Source organism: Pukyongiella litopenaei, from assembly GCF_003008555.2.
Lineage (GTDB): Bacteria > Pseudomonadota > Alphaproteobacteria > Rhodobacterales > Rhodobacteraceae > Pukyongiella > Pukyongiella litopenaei.
Genome location: NZ_CP027665.1, coordinates 805,002 through 819,304, shown reverse-complemented (window position 1 = coordinate 819,304; position 14,303 = coordinate 805,002). Strand labels below are relative to the sequence as shown.

Annotated in this window: 14 protein-coding genes and 1 riboswitch; of the genes, 11 read left to right on the top strand and 3 right to left on the bottom strand. The window is 67.7% G+C overall.

The window, feature by feature from the left end; genetic code table 11:
- Nucleotides 1-78 precede the first annotated feature (78 nt).
- The 5 genes from C6Y53_RS04075 to C6Y53_RS04055 all read left to right on the top strand — a co-directional run bounded on the left by C6Y53_RS04075 (nucleotide 79) and on the right by C6Y53_RS04055 (nucleotide 4,225).
- On the top strand, nucleotides 79-645 hold the full coding sequence (locus C6Y53_RS04075) for a GNAT family N-acetyltransferase (protein ID WP_106471262.1): 567 nt from the start codon (nucleotides 79-81) through the stop codon (nucleotides 643-645).
- 61 nt (nucleotides 646-706) lie between these two features.
- The gene (locus C6Y53_RS04070; RefSeq protein WP_106471261.1) at nucleotides 707-1,372 is read left to right on the top strand and encodes a lysoplasmalogenase family protein; all 666 of its coding nucleotides are present in this window, start codon (nucleotides 707-709) and stop codon (nucleotides 1,370-1,372) included.
- Nucleotides 1,373-1,431: 59 nt separating this feature from the next.
- Nucleotides 1,432-2,595 carry a signal recognition particle-docking protein FtsY gene (ftsY, locus tag C6Y53_RS04065; RefSeq protein ID WP_106471260.1) on the top strand — a complete coding sequence of 388 codons (1,164 nt, stop codon included), beginning with the start codon at nucleotides 1,432-1,434 and terminating at the stop codon, nucleotides 2,593-2,595.
- A gap of 93 nt (nucleotides 2,596-2,688) precedes the next feature.
- Entirely contained in the window at nucleotides 2,689-3,591 is a 903-nt protein-coding gene (locus C6Y53_RS04060; RefSeq protein ID WP_106471259.1) for an EamA family transporter, read from the top strand.
- A 19-nt stretch (nucleotides 3,592-3,610) separates the two neighbouring features.
- On the top strand, nucleotides 3,611-4,225 hold the full coding sequence (locus tag C6Y53_RS04055) for an inner membrane-spanning protein YciB (protein WP_106471258.1): 615 nt from the start codon (nucleotides 3,611-3,613) through the stop codon (nucleotides 4,223-4,225).
- A gap of 279 nt (nucleotides 4,226-4,504) precedes the next feature.
- On the opposite strand, the gene C6Y53_RS04050 is transcribed toward C6Y53_RS04055, so the two are convergent.
- Entirely contained in the window at nucleotides 4,505-5,431 is a 927-nt protein-coding gene (locus tag C6Y53_RS04050) for an alpha/beta hydrolase (RefSeq protein ID WP_106471257.1), read from the bottom strand.
- 147 nt (nucleotides 5,432-5,578) lie between these two features.
- Nucleotides 5,579-5,656, top strand: a riboswitch (SAM riboswitch).
- 80 nt (nucleotides 5,657-5,736) lie between these two features.
- On the opposite strand from C6Y53_RS04050, the gene metZ reads away from it, so the two are divergent.
- The 5 genes from metZ to C6Y53_RS04025 all read left to right on the top strand — a co-directional run bounded on the left by metZ (nucleotide 5,737) and on the right by C6Y53_RS04025 (nucleotide 10,738).
- Nucleotides 5,737-6,924: an O-succinylhomoserine sulfhydrylase gene (gene metZ, locus C6Y53_RS04045; protein ID WP_106471256.1), complete on the top strand. Its 1,188-nt coding sequence runs from the start codon at nucleotides 5,737-5,739 to the stop codon at nucleotides 6,922-6,924.
- A gap of 106 nt (nucleotides 6,925-7,030) precedes the next feature.
- On the top strand, nucleotides 7,031-8,113 hold the full coding sequence (gene folE2 / locus C6Y53_RS04040) for a GTP cyclohydrolase FolE2 (RefSeq protein WP_106471255.1): 1,083 nt from the start codon (nucleotides 7,031-7,033) through the stop codon (nucleotides 8,111-8,113).
- Between the two features lie 93 nt (nucleotides 8,114-8,206).
- Entirely contained in the window at nucleotides 8,207-8,614 is a 408-nt protein-coding gene (locus C6Y53_RS04035) for a hypothetical protein (protein WP_149615451.1), read from the top strand.
- Nucleotides 8,611-9,216 carry a hypothetical protein gene (locus C6Y53_RS04030; protein ID WP_149615450.1) on the top strand — a complete coding sequence of 202 codons (606 nt, stop codon included), beginning with the start codon at nucleotides 8,611-8,613 and terminating at the stop codon, nucleotides 9,214-9,216. The genes C6Y53_RS04035 and C6Y53_RS04030 overlap by 4 nt, the downstream gene beginning before the upstream one ends.
- 70 nt (nucleotides 9,217-9,286) lie before the next feature.
- On the top strand, nucleotides 9,287-10,738 hold the full coding sequence (locus C6Y53_RS04025) for a TrkH family potassium uptake protein (RefSeq protein ID WP_106471252.1): 1,452 nt from the start codon (nucleotides 9,287-9,289) through the stop codon (nucleotides 10,736-10,738).
- A 31-nt stretch (nucleotides 10,739-10,769) separates the two neighbouring features.
- On the opposite strand, the gene C6Y53_RS04020 is transcribed toward C6Y53_RS04025, so the two are convergent.
- Nucleotides 10,770-12,515, bottom strand: coding sequence for a serine protease (locus tag C6Y53_RS04020; protein ID WP_106471251.1), 1,746 nt, complete (start codon nucleotides 12,513-12,515; stop codon nucleotides 10,770-10,772).
- Nucleotides 12,516-12,685: 170 nt separating this feature from the next.
- Between C6Y53_RS04020 and C6Y53_RS04015 the strand changes: the two genes are divergently transcribed.
- On the top strand, nucleotides 12,686-13,612 hold the full coding sequence (locus C6Y53_RS04015) for a glycine--tRNA ligase subunit alpha (protein ID WP_106471250.1): 927 nt from the start codon (nucleotides 12,686-12,688) through the stop codon (nucleotides 13,610-13,612).
- Nucleotides 13,613-13,621: 9 nt separating this feature from the next.
- Here the strand turns inward: C6Y53_RS04015 and C6Y53_RS04010 are convergent, their stop codons facing one another.
- Nucleotides 13,622-14,254 (bottom strand): MarC family protein, encoded by a 633-nt coding sequence (locus tag C6Y53_RS04010; RefSeq protein ID WP_106471249.1) that lies wholly within the window; start codon nucleotides 14,252-14,254, stop codon nucleotides 13,622-13,624.
- Nucleotides 14,255-14,303: the final 49 nt, after the last annotated feature.

Genomic DNA, 14,303 nt, shown 5'->3' with positions numbered 1-14,303 from the left:
CGCATCGCAGCATTAGCTCATCCGGGGAGGGCACGACAACAGGGGGCCGGTATGGCCACTATGACGGAGCCCGTAGCAATGGACTGTAGCTCTTTACTCGAACGAACCGAGATTCGCCGCCTCTGGCCGGCGGACCGGCAGGATATCGTCGACCATTTCCTGCTGCTCGACGCCGAATCGCGCCGGTTGCGCTTTGGCGTGCCGCAAAAGGATATCTGCGTGCAACGCTATGCCGAACACCTGCTCGGCATGGATTCGGTCGTCTTCGGCGCCTATGTCGATGGCCGCTTGCGCGGCCTGGCCGAGCTTTGCGGTTTCCTGTCGCAATGGCCGCGGATAGCCGAGGCCGCGCTGTCGATCCAGCGCGACTGGCAGCATGCGGGGATCGGCGATGCCCTGTTCACCCGCCTGATCGCAGCGGCGCAGAACCGCTCGGTGCGCACCCTGCACATGACCTGCCTGCGCGAAAACGAATGCATGCAGCACCTGGCGCGCAAGCACGAAGCCGTGCTGGAATTCATCCCCGGCGAGGTGCAGGCCACGCTCGGCCCGCCGCGCCCGACCCTGTCGTCGATGACCCGGGAACTGCTGGGGCTGGGCGAAACGCGCCGTCCCGGACCCGCCCACCTGCCGATGCCGGCCTGACCGCCGGATCCCGGCACGTCACCTCTTTCCGGGACCCCGGTCATGCTCTAGGCACGGGGGCATGACCGAGTTCCTCGCCCCGGCCGCGGGCATCGCGATGCCCCTGGCCGTCACCTGCGCGCTGATCTACCTGCCGCTGGCCTCCCGCCCGCCGTCGACAGGGCGCACGGTGGCCAAGACCGGCGCGGTGGGCCTGCTGGCATTGGCGGCCTGGGCGGCGCAGGGCCCGGCGCTGCTGGTGCTGGCGCTGCTTTTGTGTTCGCTGGGCGATGCCTGCCTGTCCCGCTCCGGTGACCGCGCGTTCATCACCGGCGCAGGGGCCTTTGCGCTGGGCCACCTGGTGCTGATCGCCCTGTTTCTCGGCGATCCCGCCGCCGATCCCGCGCGGATCCTCGCGCCGCCGCGGATATGGATCGCGCTCGGGCTGGGCGTGCTGGTGCTGGCGGTCCTGCGCTGGATCGGGCCGCGCGCCGGGGCCATGCGCGGGGTCGTCAGCGCCTATATCCCGGTCATCCTCGCCATGGGGCTGGCGGCGCTGTGCCTGCCCGGTGACGGGCGGCTGGCGCTGGTGGTGCCCGCGGCGCTCGCCTTCATGTTGTCGGATACGGTGCTGGCGATCGAGAAATTCGCGTTGCCGCCGGATCATCCGGCGCTGCGCTGGACCCCCGGCATCATATGGCCGTTCTACTGGGGCGCGATGTTCGGCATCTGGTATGCCTTTATCTGACGCTTTGCATCCCGCCCCATTCCGCATTAGGTGAGACGCGGCGTGTTGCGGAGGCCCGGATGGCGTTTTTCACGAAACTCAAGGACCGGCTGTTCAAATCATCCTCGAAGCTCGACCAGGGCCTCGAGGCGATCGTCGAGGATGGCGGCGAGGCCACCCTGCCCGATCCCGACCCGGTGATCCCCGACCCGGACCCCGAACCCCGGCCGGTCCCCGAGATACCCACGCCCGCGCCCGACCCGTCCCCCCGGCCCGAACCCGCCCCGGCGCCGATGCCGGCCGACCCCGAACCGTCACCGCCTCCTCCCGAAATCGGCGGCGGCGATGGCGCCGGCCTGCTGACCCGCCTGTTCCGGCGCGAGGGCGCCGCAGCGGCGCCCGAATTGCGCCGCGCGCTCGACGACGACATGCTCGAGCAGCTCGAGGAATTGCTGATCTCGGCGGATATGGGGGTGGATACGGCGCTGCGGGTGACGGCCAACATGGCCGAGGGCCGGTTCGGCCGCAAACTGTCGAGCCGCGAGATCAAGAAGCTGCTGGCCGACGAGATCGCGCGGATCATGGAACCGGTCGCCCGCCCGCTGCCGCTCTATCCCCGGCGCCCGCAGGTGGTGCTGGTGGTCGGCGTGAACGGCTCGGGCAAGACCACCACCATCGGCAAGCTGGCCAGCCAGTTCAAATCCGCCGGCAAGAAGGTGGTGATCGCCGCGGGCGACACGTTTCGCGCCGCGGCGGTCGAACAGCTGCAGGTCTGGGGGGACCGCGCCGGTGTCCCGGTGCTGACCGCACCCGAAGGCTCCGACCCGGCCAGCCTGGCCTATGACGCGATGACCCGCGCGCAGGAAGACGGCGCCGACCTGCTGATGATCGACACGGCGGGCCGGTTGCAGAACCGCGCCGACCTGATGGAGGAACTGGCCAAGATCGTCCGCGTGATCCGCAAAAAGGATGAAACCGCGCCGCATAACACGCTGCTGGTGCTCGACGCGACGACGGGCCAGAACGCGCTGAGCCAGGTCGAGACCTTCCAGCGCATCTCGGACGTGTCGGGGCTGGTGATGACGAAGCTTGACGGGACTGCGCGCGGCGGCGTCCTGGTCGCGCTGGCGGACCGGTTCGGCCTGCCCATCCACGCCATCGGCGTCGGCGAACAGATCGACGATCTCGCCCCGTTCGATCCCGAGGAGTTTGCCGCCGCGCTGACCGGTCTCGATGCCGCCTGACCCGGCCATGCCCTTCCTCTTGCCGCAAATATCCTCCGGGGGTCCGGGGGTGGAAAACCCCCGGCGGCAGACGGTCCGGTCGAGGGCGCGACGATGAGCGGCTGGCTGGTCTCGCTCGAAAACACCGAGGCGGGGCACAGTCTCGCGCTGTGGCTGGCAATCACGGCGGCGTTCCTGCACGCGGCTTTCGGCGCGCTGCAGAAGGGGCGGCACGATCCATGGCTCTCGCGCGGGGCGATCGATGCCTCCTACGGCCTGATGGCCGCGCCCTTCGCGCTGTTCGTCGTGCCCTGGCCCGAGCCGCATATGTGGCCGATCTTCGCGATCGCCTGGGCGATCCATGTGGGCTACAAGATCCTGCAGGCGCTGGCCTATACCAAGGGCGCCTATACCGTCGTCTACCCGGTGGTGCGCGGCACCGGCCCGCTCTTTGCGGTGATCGGCGCCTATCTGCTGTTCGGCGAAGTGTTTTCACCGGTTCAGTGGATGGGGGTGGCGGTGCTGCTGGCCGGCATATTCGGCCTCGCGCTCTACAACCTCCTGTTCCTGGAGACGCAGCGCGACATCCTGCCGGTGGCGCTGGGGCTGGCGGTGGTGACGGGGCTCTTCGTGGCGCTCTACACCACTTACGACGCCTACGGCATCCGCGCGACCGCGGACCCGTTCACCTTCCTGGCCTGGTTCTTCATGATCGACGGCACGGTGATGCCGGTGATCGCGCTACTGCGGTGGCGGGCCATGGCCGACCGTCCCGCGCCGGGGCCGCTGATGCTGCGCGGCCTGGTGGGCGGGGTGATCGCCTTCGGCAGTTTCGGCTCGATCATGCTGGCGACGCGCCTGGACAAGGTCGGCGAGGCGGCGGTGCTGCGCGAGACATCGACGGTGTTTGCCGCGCTGATCGGCTGGCTGGTGCTGAAGGAACCCGTCGGGCCGCGCCGAGCCGCACTTATGGCCTTGATCGCGGCGGGGGCGGTGATAGTTGAGTTGGGTGGCTGAGCGACAGGAAGGAACCGCAATGGCCGACAGAACGATCAGTCCCGCCCTGAAGCTCGGGCTCGAACTCGGCCCCATCGTGGCCTTCTTCGTCGCCTACCTGAAACTGCGCGGCGAGGTGGTCACCATCGGCGGCACCGGCTACGACGGGTTCATCGTCGTGACCGCCTGCTTCATCCCGCTCATCATCGCCTCCACGCTGCTGCTGTGGCGGCTGACCGGGCACCTGTCGCGGATGCAGGTGGCCACGCTGGTGCTCGTGGTGGTGTTCGGCGGGCTGTCGGTCTGGTTCAACGACGACCGGTTCTTCAAGATGAAACCGACGGCGATCTACCTGCTGTTCGGCGGGCTTCTGGGCCTCGGGCTGCTGCGCGGGCAATCCTGGCTGCAATATGTGATGGAAGAGGCGCTGCCCCTGACGCAGGAAGGATGGATGATCCTGACCCGCCGTCTTTGCGCTTTCTTCTTCGGGCTGGCGGTGGCGAACGAACTGGTCTGGCGAACCCAGACCACCGATACATGGGTCTGGTTCAAGACCTTCGGGCTGACGGCGGCGCTGTTCGCATTCTTTCTGACCCAGGGCCGGCTGTTTCGCGATCACGAGGCCCCCGACGCGTCGGGGAAGAACACCGACTGACCGGAACCGGGGCGCTCCCGCCCGGGGGGCCTGCATGAAACATGCAGGCCCCCCGGTTGGGCCGGGCACCTCGCTGCGCTCGGTGCGGTTGCGCATGTCACAGGGTGCCGCCGCGTGGCCGCAGGCCGCGCGGCCCGGCCCAACGCCGCAAACGGCCCGGCGCAGCCGGGCTGGCGCGGGGGCGGGAGCGCGTCGTCCCCGGTGTTCCCGTCCGCCCCTGGCCCGCCCGCCATCGGTTCCACCCGCAACTGTGCCTTGCGCTGTCAGCACCACCGGCGATCAGGCTTTCCTCGCGACGGGCAAGGCCGGCGCGGCGGGGCGCGGTATCGGCAGCTGCCATGCCGCGGCTGCGGGGGGCGCGGGCAGGCCCGCCCGCAGGCGCACCATCATCGCCGGGTTGCGCAGCAGCGCGCGGTAGAGCCTCATCACGCCGGGGCGGGTATATCCCGACCAGTGGCAAACCCGCCGCAGCGGCGGTGCCACCGGGAAGCCGCATTGCTGCAGATGTGCCAGCACGCGCGGGCAATCCAGCCGCAGCGTCACCGCGTTCGGCGCGGCAAGGCCGTTGCCGATGGCCCGGTCGCCATCGCCCGGTGCGGGCACCAGCCATTCGAACATCCGGTCGAACAGGGCGTTTTCGCGGCTGGTCACGTTGAGGAACGTCGCCATGCGTCCCGCCGGGGTGGTCAGAGCCGCCTCGGCGCGTGACCGATAGCTGGCCCCGGTCAGCGCGATCATGCGGTCCACCGCGCCTGCCGGCAGGTGATGCAGGGCCTCGAGTGCCGGCTCGACCCCCAGCGAATGCGCGATGACGTGGATCGGGCGCGACGGGTCGGCCGCGTGCAGCGGGACCAGCGCCGCCGCCAGGGCCCGCCCGGCCAGAGCCGCCCGGTCATGCGCCTGGTGCAGCCACCCGCGTGCGTTCCAGCCAAAAGCGATGGCGAGCCCCTCGTCGCGGTCGCCCCGACCGAAGCCCAGCGGCCAGGGCCATGCGTCGGATGGTCCGCGCGCGGGCTCGGCCGGCAGGGCGTGGATCTGCCGATGCGGGCAACGCACCGGGTCGCCGGGCTGGTATTTATACCCGTGGATCATGACCACCACCGGCCCGCTGCCCCGAAGATGTTCGGCCAGCAACTCGTCGACGGGCCGGGACCGGTCATGCGCGACCGGCCGGTCGGCGCTGGCATCGATGCGAATCAGCGGCATGGCTGCACCTCACACAAGATGTTGTGGTGTCCCTGTGGCGAAACCGTATGATGCAGGGGTAAAGCTACCGTAACGCCAACGTGACGGTGCATCCGTGCCACAGTTGCGCCCCGGAACCGGCCTTGACGGGAGCCGGTGCCCGGCGTAAACGGCGGCCGTGGCGATTTGTTACCGGATTGCGGGCCACGTTAAACAACACCGCTAAAAGGTCAGGATGAAAGCCCCCTTTCGCTTGGCCGCGTCGGGGGTTTTTTTCGTCGGCCCACCTCGGGCCAGAACGGGCCGGAACGGGCCAGGAGGTCGATATGAAGGATTGGAACAAGCGCACGGCGGCCGTGCATGGCGGCACCCGCCGCAGCCAGTATGCCGAGGTCAGCGAGGCGATCTTTCTCACCCAGGGGTTCGTCTATGACAGCGCCGAACAGGCCGAGGCGCGGTTCATCCAGTCGGGCGATGACGAATTCATCTATGCCCGCTACGGCAATCCGACCGTGCGCATGTTCGAGGAACGCATCGCTGCGCTGGAGGGGGCCGAGGATGCCTTTGCAACCGCGTCGGGCATGGCCGCGGTGTCCGGTGCGCTGACGGCGATGCTGAAGGCGGGCGATCATGTGGTGTCGTCGCGGGCGCTGTTCGGCTCCTGTCTCTATGTGCTCGACGAGGTGCTGACCCGGTTCGGGGTCGAGGTGAGTTTCGTCGACGGCACCGATCTCGACCAGTGGCGCGCGGCGATCCGGCCCGATACCCGCGCGGTATTTTTCGAATCCATGGCCAACCCGACGCTCGAGATCATCGACATCGCAGCGGTATCCGGCCTTGCCCATGCGGTCGGCGCGCTGGTGCTGGTGGACAATGTCTTTGCCACGCCGGTCTTTTCGGACGCGATCGCACAGGGCGCGGATGTGGTGATCTACTCGGCCACCAAGCATATCGACGGGCAGGGGCGGGCGCTGGGCGGCGTGATCCTGGGCACGCGCGAATTCATCCGCGGCACCGTCGAGCCTTACATGAAACACACCGGCGGCGCGATGAGCCCGTTCACCGCCTGGGTGATGCTCAAGGGGCTGGAAACCTTGTCGCTGCGGGTCAACGCGCAGGCCGACAGCGCGCTGGACATGGCCCTCGCGGTGCAGGACCACCCGGCGCTGGCCCGTGCGATCTATCCGGGCCTGCCCACCCATCCGCAACATGCGCTGTGCCAGCGGCAGACCGGCAAGGGCGGCACCGTGCTGTCGCTCGATCTCAGGGGCGGGCAGGCGGCGGCATTCGCCTTTCTGAACGCGCTGCGGATCGCCAAGATCTCGAACAACCTGGGCGACGCGAAAAGCATTGTGACCCATCCCGCGACGACCACCCACCAGCGGCTGAGCGAGGAACACCGGCAGAGGCTGGGGATCACGCCGGGGCTGGTGCGGTTTTCCGTGGGAATCGAGGACAGTTCCGACCTGATCGCGGATGTGACGCGGGCGCTCGACATCGCCGCAGGGGTCTGAAACCGGGCGCGTTCCGGACCGGCCCCGCGCCGGGGCGGCCATGAAATCATTGGCGTTCGGCGTGGTCAGCCCCTAGATGGGACGTACCGACAACGGAGCGAAGCCCATGAATATCCACCGACCCGGCCCGGATGCAACCGACGCTGCCGATGCGCTGACGCTGCTGCGTGACTGGGCCGCCACCGCCACCGGTGAGGAAATCGCAGCACTTGGCCCCGACGCCGAGGCGCTGCTGCGCGGGCCGCGAAACGGCGGGCCGTTGTCGCGCGACTACCCGCGGGATTTCCGCGCCGACGAGGCCTATCGCGCCACGCTGCCCGACCTGCAGAACGGTCCGGCCAGCCTGATCCAGGGCGCGCGGCGGCAGATCCAGCATGTGGGCATCTCCAATTTCCGCCTGCCGATCCGGTTCCACACCCGCGACGATGGCGATCTGGTTCTGGAAACCTCGGTCACCGGCACGGTCAGCCTCGACGCCGACCGCAAGGGCATCAACATGTCGCGGATCATGCGCAGTTTCTACCGCCATGCGGACCGCACCTTCAGCTTCGAGGTGATCGAGGCGGCGCTCGCCGACTACCGTGCCGATCTCGACAGTTTCGATGCCCGTATCCAGATGCGGTTTTCCTTTCCCGCGCGGGTCGAAAGCCTGCGGTCCGGGCTGACCGGGTTCCAGTATTACGACATCGCGCTGGAACTGGTCGACCAGGGCGGGAAGCGGCAGAAGAATCTGCACCTGGACTATGTCTATTCCTCCACCTGCCCCTGTTCGCTGGAACTGGCCGAACATGCCCGCGACAGGCGCGGGCAACTGGCCACGCCGCATTCGCAACGGTCGGTGGCCCGGCTGTCGATGCAGATATTGCCCGGCGACTGCCTGTGGTTCGAGGACGCCATCGACATGGCGCGGCGCGCGGTGCCGACCGAGACCCAGGTGATGGTCAAGCGCGAGGACGAACAGGCATTTGCCGAACTCAACGCCGCCAACCCGATCTTCGTCGAGGATGCCGCGCGTCTGTTCGCGCATGAGTTGGAACAGGATCCGCGCGTCGGCGATTTCCGCGTCGTTGCGAGCCACCAGGAAAGCCTGCACAGCCACGATGCGGTCAGCGTTCTCACCGAAGGCTCCGGTTTTGCCGCGCACAGCCTCGATCCGCGCCTTTTTGCCTCTCTTTTCCACACCGGATAGGCCGAAATCCGCATTTTTGCCGCAATTATGCTGCAATGCGGCGAAAAGATGCTGCAATCGCGAAGTGAATTCCTATATTGACCGGGATGGCGCGTGACCCTGTCCGCGCCGTCCCGAGGTTTGGAGTTCGTTCAGGTGCTGAACACGATCGAGAGCGCCCAGGGTATGGTCTGCCAGGTCTGGCGGGCCGGCCGGATGGTCGCGGATGCCCAGATGGTGGCATCCATGCGTCTGCTGGGGCTGTCTGGTGGCTGGTCGATGCCGCATGACGAACCCGCCCGCATGGCCCTCGAGAAACCTCCTGCCATGTTCGAAGCGGCGATTGCAGCCGCGTTCACGGCGATGTCGGGATACGGCCCGGAACGCGTGTTCGGGGCGATGATCGACCCCTACGCATCGCGCACCAGCGCCAACCGTGCCCGGCTCGAGGCGCGGGGCCCGCGCCTGCCGGTCCCGGTTCCCCTTCTTTCAACACCTGTCTTCGGAGATACCCTGAGATGACCCCGTTTCCCAATCCGGTTGAACTGCAATGCGCCTATCTGCGCCTTGCCAGCACCGCCCTGAGCAATCAGATCGACCTCGCCCGGTACATGACACGCGCCTTCCTGGCGACCCAGCCATTTGGCGGGATGGCTGTCGCGCCGGTCGCACACCCGGCCGAGCCCGCGCCCAAGACACCTGCCAAGGCGCCCGCCAGGACAGTTGCCAAAAGGCCCGCCAAGCGGCCTGCCAAACTGCCCGCCAAGTCGTCCGCGAAACCGGCCGCCAAGCCCGTGGCGCCGCAGCCCGCGGCACCGAAACCCGCCGCGCCGAAGCCTGCCGCCAAGACGGCAACGGCGAAATCCGCGACAAAGGCTGCTGCACCGAAACCCGCCGCCAAGGCCGAGGCACCGAAGCCTGCAACCAAGCCCGCTGCAACGAAAGCCGCCGCGCCGAAGCCCGCCGCCAAGGCCGCCGCACCGAAATCTGCACCCAAAGCTGCACCGAAGCCCGAAGCGGCGGATGCACCGGCAACCGGGGCCGCCAAGCCCGCGCGCAAGACCAGCCGCGCCCCGTCGGCACCGCCGGCGATCCCGGCGCGCAGCTCCGGCACCGAGGACTGACCCCGATCCGTCGCTGAAGCACCCGTGCGCGGCTTGACAGCCCGGGCCGCGCACGCCAACGCTTGCGCCCATGCTGGACTTGCGCCCCGTTGGTTTCGTGATCGGCCTGCTGGTCGCCATCTTGGGCGCCATGATGGCCGTGCCGCTGTTGTTCGACCTCGCCGAAGGGCGCGGACACTGGGGCGTTTTCCTGCAATCGGGCATCATCACCGTGCTCTCCGGCGGCTTGCTGGCGCTGAGCTGTGCCAACGGGCGCAGCGGGAGGCTGACGACCCAGCAGACATTCATCCTGGTCACCGCGATCTGGATCGCGCTGCCGCTCTTTGGCGGTCTGCCCCTGATGCTGGGGGAAACCAGGCTGAACTACACCGATGCGTTTTTCGAGGCGATGTCGGGCCTGACCACCACCGGGGCCACCGTGATCACCGGGCTCGACGACCTGCCGCAGGGGGTGCTGCTGTGGCGCAGCATCCTGCAATGGCTGGGCGGCATCGGCATCATCGTCATGGCGATGGTGTTCCTGCCCGAACTGGGCGTGGGCGGGATGCAGGTGTTCAAGTCCGAGGCCTTTGACACCGGCGGCAAGATCCTGCCGCGCGCCACCGAGATCTCGCGCCAGATCTCGTGGATCTACATCGGTCTCACTGCCGTCTGCGCGCTCTGCTATGCCACGCTCGGGATGAGCGGGTTCGACGCGGTCGTGCATGCGCTCACCACGGTTTCCACCGGCGGGTTTTCATCCTACGATGCCTCGTTCGGCACCTTTTCCGGGCCGATGGAATATGTGGCGTCGGTGTTCATGATCCTGGCCGCGCTGCCATTCGTGCGCTATGTGCAGCTGGTCAATGGCGGGTCGCTGAGGCAGCTGCTGCGCGATTCGCAGGTGCGCGCCTTTCTGGGAACGATCACGGTGCTGGTGGTGATCGCGACCATGGTGCTGACCACCATTTTCCCCCGCCACCCGGAACATTCCTTCCGCGAGGCGCTGTTCAACATCACCTCGATCATTTCCGGCACCGGCTATGCCAGCGCCGACTACATGACCTGGGGTCCGTTCCTGATCATGATGTTCTTTTTCGTCGGGCTGATCGGCGGGTGCGCCGGGTCGACCGCGTGTTCGATCAAGATCTTCCGCTATCAGATCCTGTTCGCGTCGATCCGGGCGCAGGTGCGGCGCATCCGCATGCCGCATGGCGTGTTCATCCCCCGGTTCCAGGGCCAGAAGGTGACCGCCGAGGTGCTCGATTCGGTCACGTCGTTTCTGGTCTTTTTCGTGGTGACGCTCGGGATCGTGTCCTGGGCGCTCGCGCTCACCGGCGAGGATTTCATCACCTCGGTCTCCGGGGCGGCGACGGCGCTGGCCAATATCGGCCCCGGCCTGGGCGACAAGATCGGCCCCACCGGCAACTTTGCCGAGGTGAACCCCACGGCCAAGTGGATCCTGTCGGTTTCGATGCTGATCGGGCGGCTGGAACTGCTGGCCGTCTATGTGATGTTCACGCTGCGGTTCTGGCGGGCGTGAGGGCGCGCCCCACGCCCCCACGCCCGAGACCTCAGTCCCAGCAGCTCACCAGCACGGTCATCGCGCCCGCGACCCGGTCCAGATCGGCCGGCGCGGCGCCGTCATCGGCGCGTTCCGGGGTGATCCCGACCTGTGTCAGCAGCGCGTCGATCCGGTCCGCGTCGGCGGCAAAGCTGACATCCTCGGGCAGCTTGCGGTCGCCGTCCTGCGCGGGCAGGAGCATGCCCAGCACGCCGCCGCCGGCATCGATCACCGGCCCGCCCGCGTCGCCGGGCAGCGCGGCAAGCGACAGCCGGTTCAGCCCGGTCTCGCCGTTCAGCCCGCGCACATCCGCCAGCTGGCCATAGGTCAGGGTCGGCGCGCCCAGGATGCCCTCGTAGGAATAGCCGGCCACGGCCACCTCGGATTGCAGCCGCGGCGATCCGGCGCGCAGCCGGGCCACCGCGATCGGCGCCAGCGGGGCGGCGGGGCGCAGCACCGCGATGCCGCTGTCCGCGTCGCTGGCCGCCACCTCGGCGGCGATGTCATGGTCCAGCGTGATCCGCGAACAGCCCTGGACCGCCTGCGCGGTGGTGACCACGGCGCCGCGGCGGTCGACGAAGAACCCGGACCGGGACAGGCGCGGCCTGCGCACTTCGAGCCCTGATACGAGGTCGATATGCTGGTCGATATCGCTGCCCGTGGCGGGGTCCAGCACCCCGTCGATGCGGCGGAAGCTGGATTTCATCGCGGCCAGCACGCGGGCGCGGCGCGCCTCGTCGCCCTCGGGCCAGACCAGCGTGAACCCCTTGATCTGCCCGTCCTGCAACGCCGCCTCGGTATAGGAGACCATCCCGTTGCCGCGCCCCTCGAGCGTGAAACTGTCCCGGCGTTTCTCGCGGGGGCCGTTCAGCGGCACGATTTCCAGCGTCTGCATGATGTCGAAGAGCCCGTGCAGCGTGGCCCGGGTGCCGGGCTGGCTGATCAGCAACAGGCGCACGGGAACATCGCCGCTGGCCTCGAAATGGGCAAAGGGCGGTTCATAGCGGGAAAAGCGCACCAGCCCGGCGGGGATCTGCATCTCGATCCCGGCGCTGGCATCCAGATGCGGGGCCATGCCGGCGCTGATCAGCGGTGCGTTGTAATCGTCCATCAGCTGCTTGCGCTGCGCGGTGGTCAGCACGCCGGTGGCCTCAAAGCCGTTCGCCGCCTGCCAGTCGGCCATCGACCGCCGCGTCCCGTGGCCAAAGGCGCCGTCGATGGCGGAGCTGTAGAAACCGGCCGCGCGCAGGGCGATCTGCAGCCCCTCGCGTTCGGCGCGGCTCAGCAGGCTTTCGCTGCGCCGGGCGTCGGCAGGGGTCTCGTCTGAGGGCTGCGGCTCTGCCTGCGCCACCTGCTGCGGCGGCTCTGCCACCGCGCCGGGCAGGGCGGGCGCGGCCACGGCCCCCCGGCCCAGGAGATCGGCGCCCACCGGCCAGAACTGCTGCCCCAGCCGGGACGAGAAGGTGATGAAACTGTCGGCCGGGATGGTCCGGCCCGCCTTGTAGGCCTGCAGCACCCGGTCCGCGTCGGTGCGCCGGTAGGGGCCCAGCAGGATGCCATACCAGTTGCCGCCCAGCGAAAAGCCGTTCACGTCCGGCAGTGTGGCAGCGAAATCCTGCGCCCGCAATTGTGCCACCCGCAGGCTGGGATGCGCTTCGATCTGCACCCAGACCACCTCGGGCTGCGATTGTTGTGCCACCGCCGGGCGGACCAGAACGAACACCGCGATCACCAGCGAAACCAATACTGCCTTCATTGTCGGACCTTTCATGCCCAGTTGCTGCCCTGCAGGTAATAATCACCAACTATGAATCATTACCATGCCCGCGCAACGTTCCGCGGCGCAGGTGTTGCGCCGTTGACCCGGCTTTCGCACGGGCATAGGAAAGGCGCGCCCCAGCCCGGGCGAACAGAGGACATATCCCGATGACCAGCACCGCCCCGCGTTCGTTTCAGGAAATCATCCTGCGGTTGCAGACCTACTGGGCCGAACAGGGCTGCGCGATCCTGCAACCCTATGACATGGAGGTCGGCGCCGGCACGTTCCACCCCGCCACCACGCTGCGGGCGCTGGGCGGCAATCCCTGGGCCGCGGCCTATGTGCAGCCGTCGCGCCGGCCCACTGACGGCCGTTATGGCGAAAACCCGAATCGGCTGCAGCATTACTACCAGTACCAGGTGCTGATCAAACCCAGCCCGCCCAACCTGCAGGACCTCTATCTGGGCAGCCTCGAAGCCATCGGCATCGACATGGACCTGCATGACATCCGCTTCGTCGAGGATGACTGGGAAAGCCCCACGCTGGGCGCCTGGGGGCTGGGCTGGGAGGTCTGGTGTGACGGTATGGAAGTGTCGCAGTTCACCTATTTCCAGCAGGTCGGCGGCCATGACTGCGCGCCGGTATCCGGCGAACTCACCTATGGGCTGGAACGGCTGGCGATGTATGTGCTGGGTGTCGATCATGTGATGGACATGCCGTTCAACGATCCCGATGCGCCGATCCCGCTGAGCTATGGCGACGTGTTCCGCCAGACCGAAGAGGAATACGCGCGCTGGAATTTCGATGTCGCCGACACCGAGGTTCTGAAGGATCACTTCAAGGAGGCCGAGGCCGAATGCGCGCTGATCCTCGCGCAGGAACATGACGACCCCAAGACCGGCAAGCGCATCGTCATGGCCCACCCGGCCTATGACCAGTGCATCAAGGCGTCCCATATCTTCAACCTGCTGGATGCGCGCGGGGTGATCTCGGTGACCCAGCGGCAGGAATATATCGGACGGGTGCGGGCGCTGGCCAAGCAATGCGCCGACGCTTTCGTGCAGACCGCGGCCGGCGGCCATAACCCCGCCTGAGCGTCGGCGTCAGGCCAGTCCCGGCAGCAGGGCCTTCAGCCCCTCGACGATCATGCCGACCGCGATCGCGGCAAGGATCATGCCCATCAGGCGGGACATGATGACGCGGGCGGTGCCGGACAGGTGCCTTGCCAGCATCGGCGCGTTCCAGAAGGTCAGCGCCAGCAGCGCCACCACGGCGGCGAAAACCGCGCCATAGGCGATCATCTGCACCGGGCCCTCGATCTTGTGCGCAAACAGGATCAGCGTGGTGATGGTGCCGGGGCCGACGATGATCGGAAAGGTCAGCGGGTAGAAGGCAACCGTGTCAGGGTCGGGATAGGCCGATTTTTCCTCGTCGGTGCCGTGATGCGAACTGCTTTCGTCGCCGCTCAGCATGTTCAGCGCGATCAGCAGCACGACCAGGCCGCCGGCAACCCGGAAATCGTCGACACTGATTCCGAACAGGTTCAGCAGCTGCGTGCCCGCCAGCGCGAACCCGGCGCCGAGACCGAGGCTGTAGATCGCGCATTTCAGCGCGATCCGCCGCTGGGTCTCGGCGGGCGCGCCTTCGGTCACGCTCAGGAATATCGGCAGGTTGGTGACCGGGTTCATGATCGCGAACAAGGCGCCAAAGAACGAAACGGCAAATCCGGCATCCATACGTTCATTCCTCTCTGGCGGTTCAGGGGCAGAATGGGCGATAGAGGCG

Coding starts and splice junctions, on each gene's coding strand:
- C6Y53_RS04050 (WP_106471257.1), bottom strand. CDS start 5,431: ATGCCGCTGATTCGCATCGATGCCAGCGCCGACCGGCCGGTCGCGCAT.
- C6Y53_RS04075 (WP_106471262.1), top strand. CDS start 79: ATGGACTGTAGCTCTTTACTCGAACGAACCGAGATTCGCCGCCTCTGG.
- metZ (WP_106471256.1), top strand. CDS start 5,737: ATGAAGGATTGGAACAAGCGCACGGCGGCCGTGCATGGCGGCACCCGC.
- C6Y53_RS04020 (WP_106471251.1), bottom strand. CDS start 12,515: ATGAAGGCAGTATTGGTTTCGCTGGTGATCGCGGTGTTCGTTCTGGTC.
- folE2 (WP_106471255.1), top strand. CDS start 7,031: ATGAATATCCACCGACCCGGCCCGGATGCAACCGACGCTGCCGATGCG.
- C6Y53_RS04010 (WP_106471249.1), bottom strand. CDS start 14,254: ATGGATGCCGGATTTGCCGTTTCGTTCTTTGGCGCCTTGTTCGCGATC.
- C6Y53_RS04070 (WP_106471261.1), top strand. CDS start 707: ATGACCGAGTTCCTCGCCCCGGCCGCGGGCATCGCGATGCCCCTGGCC.
- ftsY (WP_106471260.1), top strand. CDS start 1,432: ATGGCGTTTTTCACGAAACTCAAGGACCGGCTGTTCAAATCATCCTCG.
- C6Y53_RS04015 (WP_106471250.1), top strand. CDS start 12,686: ATGACCAGCACCGCCCCGCGTTCGTTTCAGGAAATCATCCTGCGGTTG.
- C6Y53_RS04030 (WP_149615450.1), top strand. CDS start 8,611: ATGACCCCGTTTCCCAATCCGGTTGAACTGCAATGCGCCTATCTGCGC.
- C6Y53_RS04025 (WP_106471252.1), top strand. CDS start 9,287: ATGCTGGACTTGCGCCCCGTTGGTTTCGTGATCGGCCTGCTGGTCGCC.
- C6Y53_RS04060 (WP_106471259.1), top strand. CDS start 2,689: ATGAGCGGCTGGCTGGTCTCGCTCGAAAACACCGAGGCGGGGCACAGT.
- C6Y53_RS04055 (WP_106471258.1), top strand. CDS start 3,611: ATGGCCGACAGAACGATCAGTCCCGCCCTGAAGCTCGGGCTCGAACTC.